General features: G+C 70.0%; 12 protein-coding genes. 9 read left to right on the top strand and 3 right to left on the bottom strand.

Annotated elements, in window-relative coordinates:
- The first annotated feature begins 22 nt into the window (after positions 1-22).
- The gene (ilvC, locus tag ACFJGV_RS05280) at positions 23-1,048 is read left to right on the top strand and encodes a ketol-acid reductoisomerase (RefSeq protein WP_378147377.1); all 1,026 of its coding nucleotides are present in this window, start codon (positions 23-25) and stop codon (positions 1,046-1,048) included.
- A gap of 118 nt (positions 1,049-1,166) precedes the next feature.
- Here the strand turns inward: ilvC and ACFJGV_RS05275 are convergent, their stop codons facing one another.
- On the bottom strand, positions 1,167-2,213 hold the full coding sequence (locus ACFJGV_RS05275; protein WP_378147375.1) for a LacI family DNA-binding transcriptional regulator: 1,047 nt from the start codon (positions 2,211-2,213) through the stop codon (positions 1,167-1,169).
- A 153-nt stretch (positions 2,214-2,366) separates the two neighbouring features.
- Between ACFJGV_RS05275 and ACFJGV_RS05270 the strand changes: the two genes are divergently transcribed.
- The 6 genes from ACFJGV_RS05270 (at position 2,367) to ACFJGV_RS05245 (ending at position 9,087) form a co-directional block, all read left to right on the top strand.
- Positions 2,367-3,605, top strand: coding sequence for an extracellular solute-binding protein (locus tag ACFJGV_RS05270; RefSeq protein ID WP_378147374.1), 1,239 nt, complete (start codon positions 2,367-2,369; stop codon positions 3,603-3,605).
- A 294-nt stretch (positions 3,606-3,899) separates the two neighbouring features.
- Entirely contained in the window at positions 3,900-5,003 is a 1,104-nt protein-coding gene (locus tag ACFJGV_RS05265) for a carbohydrate ABC transporter permease (protein ID WP_378147372.1), read from the top strand.
- Between the two features lie 44 nt (positions 5,004-5,047).
- Positions 5,048-5,881, top strand: a complete 834-nt coding sequence (locus tag ACFJGV_RS05260; protein ID WP_378148639.1) for a carbohydrate ABC transporter permease — start codon at positions 5,048-5,050, stop codon at positions 5,879-5,881.
- 65 nt (positions 5,882-5,946) lie between these two features.
- Positions 5,947-8,031 carry a glycogen debranching N-terminal domain-containing protein gene (locus ACFJGV_RS05255; RefSeq protein WP_378147370.1) on the top strand — a complete coding sequence of 695 codons (2,085 nt, stop codon included), beginning with the start codon at positions 5,947-5,949 and terminating at the stop codon, positions 8,029-8,031.
- Between the two features lie 134 nt (positions 8,032-8,165).
- Positions 8,166-8,753, top strand: a complete 588-nt coding sequence (locus ACFJGV_RS05250; protein ID WP_378147369.1) for a hypothetical protein — start codon at positions 8,166-8,168, stop codon at positions 8,751-8,753.
- A 1-nt stretch (position 8,754) separates the two neighbouring features.
- Positions 8,755-9,087 (top strand): hypothetical protein, encoded by a 333-nt coding sequence (locus ACFJGV_RS05245; RefSeq protein ID WP_378147367.1) that lies wholly within the window; start codon positions 8,755-8,757, stop codon positions 9,085-9,087.
- A 64-nt stretch (positions 9,088-9,151) separates the two neighbouring features.
- Here the strand turns inward: ACFJGV_RS05245 and ACFJGV_RS05240 are convergent, their stop codons facing one another.
- Both ACFJGV_RS05240 and ACFJGV_RS05235 read right to left on the bottom strand, forming a co-directional pair.
- Positions 9,152-10,411: a hypothetical protein gene (locus tag ACFJGV_RS05240; RefSeq protein ID WP_378147365.1), complete on the bottom strand. Its 1,260-nt coding sequence runs from the start codon at positions 10,409-10,411 to the stop codon at positions 9,152-9,154.
- Positions 10,412-10,798: 387 nt separating this feature from the next.
- The gene (locus ACFJGV_RS05235) at positions 10,799-11,203 is read right to left on the bottom strand and encodes a hypothetical protein (protein WP_378147364.1); all 405 of its coding nucleotides are present in this window, start codon (positions 11,201-11,203) and stop codon (positions 10,799-10,801) included.
- Positions 11,204-11,314: 111 nt separating this feature from the next.
- Here ACFJGV_RS05235 and serA point away from each other — a divergent pair, with 111 nt between their 5' ends.
- Together serA and ACFJGV_RS05225 are read left to right on the top strand one after the other, a co-directional pair.
- Positions 11,315-12,907 (top strand): phosphoglycerate dehydrogenase, encoded by a 1,593-nt coding sequence (gene serA / locus ACFJGV_RS05230; protein ID WP_378147362.1) that lies wholly within the window; start codon positions 11,315-11,317, stop codon positions 12,905-12,907.
- A 99-nt stretch (positions 12,908-13,006) separates the two neighbouring features.
- Positions 13,007-14,071: a 3-isopropylmalate dehydrogenase gene (locus tag ACFJGV_RS05225; RefSeq protein WP_378147361.1), complete on the top strand. Its 1,065-nt coding sequence runs from the start codon at positions 13,007-13,009 to the stop codon at positions 14,069-14,071.
- Positions 14,072-14,073: the final 2 nt, after the last annotated feature.

The following is a 14,073-nucleotide window of genomic DNA, read 5'->3' as shown; positions in this document are numbered from 1 at the left end:
CCAACCAAGGAGAACAGAACAAGTGACCGAGATCTTCTACGACAACGACGCCGACCTGTCGCTCATCCAGGGCAAGAAGGTCGCCGTGGTCGGCTACGGCTCGCAGGGCCACGCCCACGCCCAGAACCTCCGCGACTCCGGTGTCGAGGTCCACATCGCGCTGAAGGACGGGTCGAAGTCGACCGCCAAGGCCGAGGAGGCCGGCTTCGTCGTGCAGAACGTGGCCGACGCCACCGCCTGGGCCGACGTCATCGTCATCCTCGCCCCCGACCAGCACCAGCGCGGCATCTACGCCGAGTCGATCGAGCCCAACCTCGCCGCCGGCAAGACCCTCCTCTTCGCGCACGGCTTCAACATCCGCTTCGGCTACATCAAGGCGCCCGAGGGCATCGATGTCGTCATGGTCGCTCCCAAGGGCCCGGGCCACACCGTGCGCCGCGAGTACGAGGCCGGCCGTGGCGTGCCCGTGATCGCCGCCGTGGAGGTCGACGCCTCCGGCCAGGCCTGGGACCTCGCCTGGTCGTACGCCAAGGCCATCGGCGGACTCCGCGCGGGCGGCATCAAGACCACCTTCACCGAGGAGACCGAGACCGACCTGTTCGGCGAGCAGGCCGTGCTCTGCGGTGGCATGAGCCACCTCGTGCAGGCCGGCTTCGAGACCCTCGTCGAGGCGGGCTACCAGCCGCAGATCGCCTACTTCGAGGTGCTGCACGAGCTCAAGCTCATCGTCGACCTCATGTGGGAGGGCGGCATCGCCAAGCAGCGCTGGTCGATCTCCGACACGGCCGAGTACGGCGACTACGTCTCGGGCCCCCGCGTCATCGACTCGGAGGTCAAGTCGCACATGAAGGACGTGCTCTCCGACATCCAGTCGGGCGCCTTCGCGCAGCGCTTCATCGACGACCAGGACAACGGCGCCACCGAGTTCCTCTCCCTCCGCGAGAAGGAGCAGCAGCACCCGATCGAGGCCACCGGCAAGGAGCTCCGCGCCCTCTTCGCGTGGAAGCAGCAGGACGCCGACTACACGGACGGCAGCGCTGCGCGCTAGCGTCTCGCGCTAGTCGCGTCGCACCTCTTCGAGCACCCCCAGAAAGAGCGTTTCCACGGATGTGGGAGCCGCATCTTCTGGGGGTGCTCGGCCGTGTGGCCGGCGTCGACGACGCCGCCTACGGGCGGGGGAGCTGAGCCGGGGACCTCGTGACGAGGCGGGGGCGCACCAGACGGTGACGCGGAGCGTCGGCGGGGCCGCCCGTGGTGCGGCCCGCGTGGGCGCCCGTCAGCAGCTCGAGGACGCCCGCGGCGACCTCGTCGAGGGGCTGCCGGACGCTCGAGAGGCCCACCGCGGCCGCGACCGGGGTGTCGTCGAAGCCGGTGACGGGGATCGCGCCGCCCGAGGCGATGAGCGCCCCCAGGGCGAGGGAGTCGCTGGCACACACCACCGCGTCGACGTCGCCCCGTGCGCGGAGGCGGCGGAGGGCGTCCGCGCCCTGGCTCACGCCGTCCTCGACGCCGAGGCAGAGGGCGTCGAGCGCCGCCTCGTCCAGCACTGCGCCGTCGGGTGCCGCGCCGAGCATCGCGTCACGCCAGCCGCGCATCCGCTCGTCGCCCGACCCGGAGCCACGGGGCCACCCGATGTAGCCGACACGCCGGAGCCCTGCGGAGAGGTACGCGGACGTGGCCTCGTCGAGGCCGGCGCGGCCGTCGACGTCGACCCACAGATGCGCGGGATCGTCCCTGTCGTCGACGCCCCACGGGCGCCCGAACGTCACGAACGAGACGCCCAGCTCGGCGAGGCGGGTCGTCCGCGGATCGCCCAGAGTCGTCGACGTGAGGACGAAGGCGTCGACGTCGCCCGTGTCGCGCAGCCGTTCGATCTGCGTCACCTCGTCGTGGTGGTCGCGGGCGGTGAAGAGCAGGATGCGCAGGCCCAGCACCGCTGCCTGCTCGGTGAGCGCGTGGAGGAAGCGGTCGAGCACGGACCCCGAGATCCCATCGGTCTGCGGATCGAGACGGATGCCGATGGTGGAGCTCTTCCGCATCCTGAGCCGGCGCGCGGACTCGTGCGGGTGGTAGCCGAGCGACGCGATCGCCGCCTCCACCCGGGTACGGGTCTCCGGCTTGACGATGTCGGGGGAGTTGAGCACGTTCGACACCGTCTGGCGCGACACCCCTGCCGTGGAGGCGACGTCGACGATGGTGGGAGGTCTCTGCACCGCACCCCCTCATCAACCCTTGCCCCCGTTCGGGGGATGTGTCTATGCTATCGCCAGATCATTTTGAACGATCCAAACCTGTTGCGCAAGACTTTGAACGTTCAAACAGCACCAGAGGCACGCAGCGACGCTGCCGTACAGAGGAGACACACCATGCAAAGACGCACATCCCGCTGGATCGTCGGGGCCGGCCTCGCCGCCGTCGGCGCCCTCACCCTCACCGCCTGCGGCTCGGGCTTCAGCGGCGACGCCGGCTCGTCACAGGACGCCGGCGCCCCGCTCTCGGTGCTCATCGGCTCGTCGGGCGACGCGGAGACCGCGGCCGTCACGTCCGCCGTCGCCGACTGGTCGAGCGAGTCGGGCACGGAGGCCACCGTCACGGCCGCCTCCGACCTGAACCAGCAGCTCAGCCAGGGCTTCGCCTCAGGCCAACCCGCCGACGTGTTCTACGTCTCGACGGATGCGCTCGCCGGCTTCGCGTCGAACGGCTCGCTGTACGCCTACGGCGACCAGCTCTCCAACAAGGACGACTTCTACCCGACCCTCGTCGACTCGTTCACGTACGACGGGAAGTTCTATTGCGCCCCCAAGGACTTCTCCACCCTGGGGCTCATCATCAACACCGACATGTGGGCGGCCGCGGGCCTCACCGACGCCGACATCCCCACCACCTGGGATCAGCTCACCGCCGTGGCGACGAAGCTCACCACACCCGAGCACGTCGGCCTCGCCTTCTCGCCGGAGTACGCCCGCGTCGGCGCGTTCATGGCGCAGGCCGGTGGCTCGCTGCTGAACGCCGACCAGACCGAGGCCACCGCCGACAGCCCCGAGAACCTCGAGGCGCTCGACTACGTGAAGGGCCTCCTCAACGCCGGTGTGGCGAAGTTCTCGTCCGACCTCGGCGCCGGATGGGGCGGCGAGGCGTTCGGCAAGGGCCAGGCCGCTATGACGATCGAGGGCAACTGGATCGCGGGTGGCCTGAAGAACGACTTCCCGGACGTCAAGTACACCGTCGCCGAGCTCCCGGCCGGCCCCGGCGGGCAGGGCACGCTGCAGTTCACGAACTGCTGGGGAATCGCCGCCGACAGCAAGAACCAGGAGGCCGCATTGGCTCTGGTCGAGAAGCTCACGTCCACGGAGGACCAGCTCGCCTTCGCCCAGGCGTTCGGCGTCATGCCCTCTGTCCAGTCCGCGGCGGACCAGTGGCGCACCGAGAACCCCGACTCCACCCCCTTCCTCGACTCGGTCTCCTTCGCGCAGGGTGTCCCCACCCTCGCCGGCTCCGCCGACGTCATCAAGGACTTCAACTCCCAGCTCGAGTCCCTCGCCACCGCGGACCCCGCCACCCTCCTCACGTCGACCCAGTCCAACCTCAAGCCCCTGCTGAAGTAGCCCGCGCCCCGCCCCCCGCCCCCCGCGCCCCCGCCCCCCCCGCGCGCATCCGCACCGCAGCCCGTGCGGAATGTGAAGGGTGGGGGTCGGGGACTTCCCTCCGGCTCGCAGGCATCGGGTCTGGCGGGGCGCCGAAGGCGCCGGGACTGCGAGCCGGAGGGAAGTCCCGAACCCCCCCCGCCCCCACCCGCCCCCCGAACCCCACCCGCCCCCCCGGAGATACAACGAGCCCCGGAGATACAACGAGCCCCGGAGACACAACGAGCCCCGGAGACACAAGGAAAGGAGGACCCCGTGAGCACTCGCACAGCACACGCCCCGAAGGGGATCCGCCGGAGTGAGGGCGTGGCAGGCTGGCTCTTCACCGCCCCCATGCTCATCGTGCTCGGCCTCTTCCTCGTGGTCCCGGTGCTGATGGCCCTCTGGGTCAGCTTCTCCGACTGGTCGGGCCGCGGCAGTCCGTTCTCGTCGTCCGTGAACTTCGTCGGCGTCGACAACTACTCCGATCTCCTCGCCGGCGGCGGGCTGGCGGAGCGCGACTTCGGCATCTCGTTGCGCAACAACGCGTGGTACGTGCTGCTCGTCGTGCCGCTGCAGACGGCGATCGCCTTGTTGCTCGCCGTGCTGGTCAACCGGCAGATCCTCAAGGGGCGCGGATTCTTCCGGACGGCGTTCTACTTCCCGTCGGTGACGAGCTCGGTGGCGATCACGGTGCTGTGGCTGTTCCTGTTCAGCGCGTCGGGTGCGGTGAACGCGGTGTTGAGCTGGTTCGGCGTGAACGGTCCGAACTGGTTCCAGGATCCGTCCGGGGTCGTGCACAACCTCCTGGCCGCGGTCGGGGTGACGCAGGGTCCGGGCTGGCTGACCGAGCCCACGGTGCTGAACGTGTCGCTGTGGGACTGGCTCGCGGGCCCGTCGGTCGCGATGAGCGCGTTCGTGCTGATGGCGGTGTTCACCACCTCGGGCACCTTCATGCTGCTGTTCATCGCGGCGCTGCAGAACCTGTCGCACGACGTGCAGGAGGCGGCGATGATCGACGGAGCGAACGGATGGCAGCGCTTCTGGCGGGTCACCTTCCCGCAGCTGCGTCCGACGCTCTTCACGGTCTTGACGCTGGGGCTCATCGGCACCTGGCAGGTCTTCGACCAGATCTACACCGGCACCCAGGGTGGGCCCGGGAAGACGACGGTCACGCCGGCGTACCTCTCGTACACGTCGGCGTTCGAGAGCCAGCAGTGGGGTCGCGGCGCGGCGATCGCGTTCGTGCTCTTCGTCATCATCGTCGTGCTCACGATCCTGCAGAGAGTGGTCCTGCGTGAGCGGGGCGTCTCGAAGCGCCGGATGCGCGCCTACAGCGTGGCGAGATCCCAGACCGCGAACAAGGAGGGCCGGCCGTGACCGCCATCAACAGCCGTGGTCGCGTCCGATCGGGCACACGCCGCATCCGCTCGGGCACCCTGGCGGGGACGTCGATCCTGTACGCGATCCTCGTCGTCATCGCGATCGTCTACATCTTCCCGTTCCTCATCAACGTCGCGACGTCGTTCAAGACGGATGCCGAGGCGGCGAGCGACCCGCTGTCGCTGATCCCGCAGATCTGGACGACCGCGGCCTACGAGCGGCTGTTCCTCAACAGCGACTTCCCGACCTGGTTCGCGAACTCCGCCGTCGTGACGGTCTTCGTCACGACCGGGCGCGTCTTCCTCGACTCGCTCGCCGGGTACGCGCTCGCTCGGCTGCACTTCCGCGGTCGTGGGATCGTGTTCGCCGGGCTGGTGGCGGTGATGGCCGTGCCGCTGGTGGTGCTGCTCATCCCGAAGTTCCTCGTGATCAACCAGCTCGGCATGTACGACTCGTACGCGGGCATGATCATCCCACTGCTCGTGGATGCGGCGGGCGTCTTCATCATGAAGAACTTCTTCGAGTCGATCCCGGCCTCGGTGGAGGAGCAGGCGCGGATCGACGGGGCGGGGACGTTCCGCATCTTCTGGTCGGTCGTGCTGCCGATGGCGCGTCCGGCGCTCATCACGATCATCATCCTGTCGTTCCAGGGATCGTGGAACGAGCTGTCGCACTTCATCATCTCGACGCAGTCGCCCGACCTCACGACGCTGACCAAGGGCGTCGCGTCGCTCGCCTCGGGTCAGCTCAGTCAGGGTACGCAGTATCCGCTCAAGCTCGCCGCGGCGCTGATCATGACCGTGCCCGTCGCGGTGATGTTCTTCCTCTTCCAGCGGCGGATCATGAACGCCAGCGAGGGAGCCGTGAAGGAGTGACGGCGGTCCCGCCTCCGATCCACGACCAGCACGACGCCCGACACGACCCCCTCGAGGAGCCGACCATGACCACCGACCGACAGCCCCTGCTCCACGACTCCGTCGTCGCCCTCTCGGCTCCGACGCAGGTGTGGTCCGCTGCCGACGGCCGGATGCACGCCCCCATCCACGGCGTCTACCACTCCGAGACCCGCGTGCTGCGGGGCCTCGAGCTGACGGTCGACGGTGAGCCGCTCGAGCCGATCGCTCACGGGGCGCGCAGCGCCACGCAGGTGAGCTTCTCCGGGCTCGCCCGCGGCGTCGACGACGGGAGTGCCGATCCGCGGGTGCGGGTCGACATCGTCCGGACGGCGGAGCCGGGCGTCGTCTCGGACGCCCTGGTGCTCTCAACGGCGCTGGCCGAGCCGCTCACCGTCACGCTCCGGATCGTGCTCACGCCCGACTTCCAGGAGCTGCCGGTCGTGAAGTCGGGGCGTGGGGGCGGGGGAGACGCCTTCTTCGTCGAGGAGTCGGGACTCTCGGATGCGGATACGGGTGGGGACGGTGTGCGCCTCGTCGGCGGCACGGTCACGGCCGAGCTCAGCGCGCTCCCGGCGGTCGGACCGGTGTCGGCGCCCGCGATGGACATGGACGACGCGACGGGCGACATCCATCTCGCCTGGACGCTCGCGCTTCCGCCCCGAGGGTCGGCCGAGCTCGGCTGGCGGATCGAGATGCGCGACACCGCCGCCGTCGTGGGCCCCGCGCGGGGCCGCGCCGAGTGGCGCGACGCGACGGTGGAGGCGGGCGATTCGCGACTCACCCGGTGGACGGAACGCGCGCTCGACGACCTCGACGCCCTCCGCATGACGACGACCGCCCGGCCCGACGACACGTTCCTCGCGGCTGGAGCACCCTGGTTCTTCACTCTCTTCGGCCGCGACTCGCTCTGGGCCTCCCGCCTCCTGCTCCCGTTCGGCACCGAGCTGGCGGCCTCCACGCTGCGGGTGCTCGCATCGATGCAGGGCACCACGACCGATCCGGAGACCGCCGAGCAGCCGGGCAAGATCATGCACGAGCTGAGGCCGTCCACCCTCGAGATCCCGGGGGAGGGCATCTCGCTGCCCCCGCTCTACTTCGGAACGATCGACGCCACCCCGCTGTGGATCGTGCTCCTCCACGACGCGTGGCGGTGGGGCATGCCCGACGAGGAGGTCCGCGCCCTCCTCCCGAACCTCCTCGCCGCCCTGGAGTGGATGCGCGACCACGGCGACAGCGACGGTGACGGCTTCCTCGAGTACGTCGACCTCACCGGCCATGGCCTCGCGAACCAGGGCTGGAAGGACTCCGGCGACTCCGTGCAGTGGCGGGACGGGACGCTCGCCACCGGGCCGATCGCCCTCTGCGAGGTGCAGGGGTACGCCTACGAGGCCGCCGTCGGCGCGGCCGCGCTGCTCGACCATCTGGGAGAGGCCGGCGGCGACGCCTGGCGCGCGTGGGCGAGCGGGCTCGCCGAGCGGTTCCGCGCATCCTTCTGGGTGGAGAGCCCGGTCGGGCGGTATCCCGCGATCGCGCTCGACGCCGACAAGCGGCCCGTCGACACGCTCACGAGCAACATCGGCCATCTGCTCGGCACGGGGCTGCTCTCGCCCGGCGAGGAGGAGGAGATCGCGCGGCTGCTCGTCTCGCCACTCCTGTCGTCGGGCTTCGGCCTGCGCACGATGTCGACCGACGCGGGCGGCTACTGGGCGCTCAGCTACCACGGCGGATCGGTGTGGACCCACGACACCGCGATCGCGATCGCCGGCCTGACGCGGGCCGGCTTCCCCACCGAGGCGGCGACCCTGGGCCGCGGCCTGCTCGCCGCCTCGGAGGCCTTCGGGTACCGGATGCCGGAGCTGCACTCCGGCGACTCCGCCCTCCTCACCCCGGTGCCCGCGCCGTACCCGGCCGCGTGCCGCCCCCAGGCGTGGAGCGCGGCTGCGGTCGTCGCGGTCGCGGCTGCGTCGGTCGGCCTCCGGATGCCGGAAGCGCCCGGGCTGGCCCCCACCGCATCCGGTCTCGTGGACCCGTCGCTCGGCGGCGTGGTCCTCTCGGGCGTCCGCTCGGCGGGTGGCCTTTACCGCGTGGCCGCCGCCCCCGCGGCGTCTCCCACGGTCTCTCTCCTCTGAGCCCTCTCGCCCAGTCTTTCGCCACACCCCTGGCGTTTCGCCACACGCATGCGCATGGCGAAACGCCAGGAGCATGGCGGAACGTGACCATGGCCGGGCGGGGCCGGGGCCGCGGGCGGGGATAGGGTGAGGGGGTGAGCAGCAGGGATGACGATGCCTTCTCCTGGGCGGGAGACGACGACCCCACGCTGCGCCCCGCGTCCGAGCGCGATGAGGCCGATGACGCGACCGTCGTCGAAGAGCTCGAGACCCGCGACGCGGTCGCGGCGGCCGCCGCATCCGGCGACTCCGTCGCGACGCCGCCCGCGCAGGCCCCGCGTTCCGGCGCGCGACCCACGCCCGCCGCGCGACCGGGGCGCTCCGTGCTCGAGGAGGCGGAAGAGGCTGAGGAGCTCGCGGCCGCCCGCGACCTCGCCGACGCCGAGCGCGAGACCGCCCCGCTGAGCTCGATCGCGCTCATCGTCATGGGCATCCTCGGCGGCGTCTACGCGCTCTACACGATCGGCTGGCTGGTCAGCTTCAGCCGCTTCCCCGTCGGCGACGGCTTCACGTTCACCATTCTCAGCATCCGGATGCTGCAGGTGCTCGCCGTGGCGGCCGCGCCCCTCTGGTTCGGCGGCGTCCTGCTCATCCTGCAGAAGCGGCCGATCCGCTACCGCTTCCTCTGGCTCGTGATCGGCGTGCTCGTGCTCGTGCCCTGGCCCTTCCTGATGGGGGTGTGACATGACGGTCGCCAGCGAGCGGAAGCCGCTCATCCATCCGCCGCGACCCGTGTCGTGGGTGGTCGGCGGCGTCTTCACGATCGTCTACGTCTTCTTCCTCTGGGGCGGCATCTCCAACCTGGTCGGCGTCGTGGCGAACTTCGCGATGTACAACATCGCCGTCACGGGCGAGATCTGGGCGCTGCTCCTCGGCTACGCGGCGACACCGGTCGTGGTGTTCTTCGCCGCGCTCCTCCTCGGCCTGCGGCTCAGCATCGTGCACCGGGTGGTCGTCTACCTGATCGGCCTCGGCGTCGTCGGCGTCGTCTCCCTGGGCCTCCTCGCCATCGCCTGACCGGCCACCGGCAGGTCGCCGGAGCGGGGCGGCCGACACACAGGTCAGACCGCCCCGCTCGGGTTCACGACGCAGGAACGACGTTCACGGTGTACTCGGCTCCACCGATCGCTCCGTTGTTGTCGCCCGAGAACCCGATGGTCACCGATCCGATCTGAGTGGGATCGGCGGTGAACGTGAAGGATCCGATGTCGGGATCGATCTCGGACACAGTGCCGACCGAGGGTGTCGAGGTGAGGACGTAGACCACGTTCTTCAGCTGGTGGTATCCCGAGGGCCCATCGACCCGGCAGTCCACGTCGACGACGACGGACTCGCCCGCCGCGACCTCCACAGAGCCGTTGAAGCAGCTCGGCGTGACATCGCGGATCCGGAACTCGATGGTCACCGGGCGGGAGAGGATCCCGAAACGGTCCCTCGCCTGAACGGTCACCCGGTCGACCGCGCTCCCCTCGACGGCGTCGATGGGGTGGTACCGCAGGGTTCCCGAGGCGTCGAAGGCGGCGTGGCCGTAGGCGCCGTCGGAGATCACCTCACCGGAGAGGACATCGTGCGTGTACTCGGACCACCGGTCGATGTCCTGGTCGCGGAAGAGCCGATCCATCGGCACCTGGACGTCGGTGCCTCGAATCGCCTCCACCACCGGCCCGTCCTGCGCCTCGGGCGCGGAGTGGTTGCGGATCACGACGGTGAACGGCCACGACTCGAAGCCGTCGAGCCTGCTGACGGCGGCGAGTGTGAGCACGGTATAGGTGCCGTCGGCCGAGCTCGTGGGCGTGTAGCGCAGCTCGCCGGTGGTGGGATCGATCGTGGCCACGGCGGACGCCGGATCGGCGGTCGACGAGATCACTCTCAAGCGGTCCGGCGTCGTCGCGGGCGACGCGTCGCAGTACAGGTCGTCGACGCTGATCACCGTCTCCACCCCGGGACCGCCGTCGAAGGCCCCGCCCGCACAGAGCGGGATCGCCCTGGTGGACGCCGCGGACATCGTCGGTGGCAGCAGGAGCCGCCACGGCGGCGCAGGGTCGTCCCTGTCTCGTCCCGAGACCATGACGCCGCCCCGCAGTCCGCAGTTCACGGAGAAATCGGAGACGAACGTGCACGACGTGAAGTCGCCCGCCGTCGTCGCGAAGATGGCGGTCAGGATCCGCGATCGGCTCTCGAGCACCTGATCGAAGTAGTAGGTGACGCTCGTCGCGGTCGTCGTGCCGTCGGCGCTGGTGAAGTACTCCGTGCGAGCGATGGCGACCTCGCTGAGCTCTCTGAAGTCATTGATGCCGTTCTTCCTCACCGTCAGAACCTGACGACGCGGGATGTTCGACATCGGCGCAGGGTTCACCATGGTCGTAGGCGCGGGTCCCGCGCTGCCCGACCCGCCGCTGCTGCTTGCGCCCCCACTGCTTCCGCTGCCGCCGCCGCTCCCGCCTCGGGAGGCGTCGGACTCACGGCTCGTCAGGTTCGGGACGACCGGGACGCTGCCGCGATCGACGTCGCGAGCCGGCCGGGGGGCGGTCTCATAGATCACGCTGGTGCTGGATCCGCCGCCGACCTGACACTCAGGTCGGGCGGAGTCGCACTCGACGGCGGACGCAGCCGAAGGTGACAGCGTCACCGCCAGCATGCAGGCAGCCAAGGCCGCCAGGTATCGGGTCTTCACAGGGGTCACTCCATCTCGACCCGCCGATCACACGAGAATACCTCATGGAACGGCTCAGGGCAGCAGTGCGACCACGAGGATCAGCGCGGCGAGCACGACCTGGCCGATGAGGCGCGGCACGAGCGGGATCGCGAGCGCGCCGAAGCGGTCGCGGTGGCGCGCGGCGTAGGCGTTGGCCGGGAACACCGCCGCGAGGAACACCACGAGCGCGATGCCCGCCGCCACCCGCGTCGGCGGCCAGACCAGCCCCAGGCCGCCCGCGATCTCGCACGCCCCCGTGAACCAGACGAGCACCCGCGGCGAGAGTGCGGGTGACGACGACCGCAGACGGGGCGGGATCATCGCCGCCATGGTCCGCACCGAGGAGGGTACGAAGTGGTTCACACCCATCACGACGAAGATGAGGGCGATGAGACCCCTCAGGATCCAGAGGATGACGTCCCAGGTCGCAGCGTCCATCCGCCCATTCTCGCCTGCACTAGGGTGGGGGAGGGTCGGCGCACGTACGCCCGGAACGGCAGCACGCGGCGCGGCCCGTCTCCCCGTGCCGCAGAACCGAAGGAACCGCGCGTGTCGAAGCCGGTCGTGCTGATCGCAGAAGAACTCTCACCCGCCACCGTCGACGCCCTCGGGCCCGACTTCGACGTGCGCTCCGTCGACGGCACCGACCGTCCGGCGCTGCTGGAGGCGCTCGCGGAGTCCGACGCGATCCTCGTCCGCTCGGCCACCAAGGTCGACGCCGAGGCGATCGCCGCGGCGAAGCGCCTCAAGGTGATCGCGCGCGCGGGCGTCGGGCTCGACAACGTCGACATCAAGGCCGCCACCGCGGCCGGCGTCATGGTCGTCAACGCGCCCACCTCCAACATCATCTCGGCCGCCGAGCTCACGGTCGGACACATCCTGAGCCTCGCCCGTCACATCCCGGCCGCGCACAACGCGCTCGCGCAGGGTCAGTGGAAGCGCAGCGCCTACACGGGTGTCGAGCTCTACGAGAAGACGGTGGGCATCATCGGCCTCGGCCGCATCGGCGCGCTCATCACCGCGCGCCTGCAGGCGTTCGGCGTGAATGTCATCGCCTACGACCCCTACGTCACCAGCGCTCGCGCGCAGCAGCTCGGCGTCACCCTGGTGACGCTCGACGAGCTCCTCGCGCAGAGTGACTTCATCACCATCCACATGCCGAAGACGCCCGAGACCACGGGGATGATCAGCACCGAGCAGCTGGCGCTGATGAAGCCGACCGCGTTCATCGTGAACGTCGCTCGCGGTGGGCTGATCGACGAGGATGCGCTGCACGCGGCGCTCACGTCCGGCACCATCGCGGGCGCCGGCCTCGACGTCTTCGTCTCGGAGCCGCCGAAGGACAGCCCGCTCCTCGCGCTCCCCAACGTGGTCGTCACGCCGCACCTCGGCGCCTCGACCGATGAGGCGCAGGAGAAGGCAGGCGTCTCCGTCGCGAAGAGCGTCCGCCTCGCCCTCTCGGGCGAGCTGGTGCCGGATGCCGTCAACGTCGCCGGCGGTGTGATCGCCGAGGACGTCCGTCCCGGCATCCCCCTCGTCGAGAAGCTCGGCCAGGTGTTCTCCGGCCTCGCGACCAGTCCGCTCACCAGCGTCGACGTGATCGTGCGCGGCGAGATCGCGGCCTCCGACGTGAGCGTGCTCAAGCTCGCCGCCCTCAAGGGCGTCTTCACGAACGTGGTCAGCGAGACGGTCTCGTACGTCAATGCCCCGCTCCTGGCGGAGCAGCGCGGCGTCACCGTGCGCCTCATCGCCGAGACCGAGTCGGAGGAGTACCGCAACGTCATCCAGCTCGTGGGTGCGCTCGCCGACGGCTCGCAGATCTCCGTGTCGGGCACGCTGACCGGCCAGAAGCAGATCCAGAAGATCGTCGAGATCAACGGCTACGACGTGGAGGTGCCGATCGCCGCGCACCTCATCGTGATGCTGTACACCGACCGTCCGGGGATCGTCGCGGTCTACGGCAAGCGCTTCGGCGACGCCTCGATCAACATCGCGGGCATGCAGATCGCCCGCACCGAGGCCGGCGGCAGGGCGCTCAGCGTGCTCACCGTCGACAGCCCGGTGCCCTCCGAGATCCTCGACGAGGTGCGCGAGGCGATCGACGCCGACAGTCTGCACGAGATCGACATCGTCGAGTCCTGACCCGAGCCCGCCTCCGCCCGGCTTTGTCCGCTTCTCCGTCGCGAATCGCTCGCGAAGCGACGGAGAAGCGGACAAAGCCCGAGCGATAGGATCGGGAGCATGGCACGCACCGTTCGGCTCGCACTCATCCCCGGCGACGGGATCGGACCCGAGGTGGTCGCCGAGGCGGTGAAGGTGCTCGACGCCGTCGCCCCCGACGACGTCGTCTTCGAGAAGACCACGTACGAGCTCGGCGCCGCGCGCTACCTCGCCACGGGCGACGTGCTGACAGAGGCGGATCTCGCCGCCATCAAGGAGCACGACGCCATCATCCTCGGCGCCGTCGGCGGCGTCCCGGGCGACCCGCGCCTCAAGGACGCGAACATCGAGCGCGGTCTGCTGCTGAAGCTCCGCTTCGAGCTCGACCACTACGTCAACCTCCGCCCGACGGTGATCTACGACGGAGTGCCGAGCCCCCTGGCCGAGCACGGACCGGTCGACTTCGTCGTCGTCCGCGAGGGCACCGAGGGACCGTACGTCGGCAACGGCGGCTCGCTCCGCAAGGGCACACCCCACGAGGTCGCCACCGAGGTCTCGCTCAACACCGCCTTCGGCGTCGAGCGTGTGGTGCGCTACGCCTTCGACGCCGCGCAGAAGCGGCGGAAGAGGCTCACCCTCGTGCACAAGACCAACGTGCTGGTCTTCGCGGGGTCGCTGTGGCAGTCCACCGCGAACAGAGTGGCCTCCGACTACCCGGATGTGGCCGTCGACTACCTCCACGTCGACGCGGCGACGATCTTCCTCGTCACCGATCCTGCTAGGTTCGATGTCATCGTCACGGACAACCTCTTCGGCGACATCCTCACCGACCTCGCGGGCGCTATCAGCGGCGGGATCGGACTGGCGGCCTCGGGCAACATCAACCCCGACGGCACGTTCCCCTCGATGTTCGAGCCGGTCCACGGATCCGCCCCCGACATCGCCGGCCAGCAGAAGGCCGATCCGACCGCGACGATCCTCTCGGTCGCCCTCCTCCTCGACCACCTCGGTCTGGCGGAGGCCGCGACCCGCGTCCGCGACGCGGTCGTCGCCGACATCGAGTCGCGCGACGGCAGCGCACGCACGACGACGGAGATCGGCGACGCGATCGCCTCGGCCCTGACGTCGGCCTCCGCACTCGACTGACC

The sequence above is a fragment of the Cnuibacter sp. UC19_7 genome, from assembly GCF_042699995.1.
Lineage (GTDB): Bacteria > Actinomycetota > Actinomycetes > Actinomycetales > Microbacteriaceae > Cnuibacter.
This window is presented reverse-complemented; position numbering and strand designations above follow the sequence as displayed.

Coding starts and splice junctions, on each gene's coding strand:
- ACFJGV_RS05270 (WP_378147374.1), top strand. CDS start 2,367: ATGCAAAGACGCACATCCCGCTGGATCGTCGGGGCCGGCCTCGCCGCC.
- ACFJGV_RS05255 (WP_378147370.1), top strand. CDS start 5,947: ATGACCACCGACCGACAGCCCCTGCTCCACGACTCCGTCGTCGCCCTC.
- ACFJGV_RS05245 (WP_378147367.1), top strand. CDS start 8,755: ATGACGGTCGCCAGCGAGCGGAAGCCGCTCATCCATCCGCCGCGACCC.
- ACFJGV_RS05240 (WP_378147365.1), bottom strand. CDS start 10,411: ATGTCGAACATCCCGCGTCGTCAGGTTCTGACGGTGAGGAAGAACGGC.
- ACFJGV_RS05235 (WP_378147364.1), bottom strand. CDS start 11,203: ATGGACGCTGCGACCTGGGACGTCATCCTCTGGATCCTGAGGGGTCTC.
- ACFJGV_RS05225 (WP_378147361.1), top strand. CDS start 13,007: ATGGCACGCACCGTTCGGCTCGCACTCATCCCCGGCGACGGGATCGGA.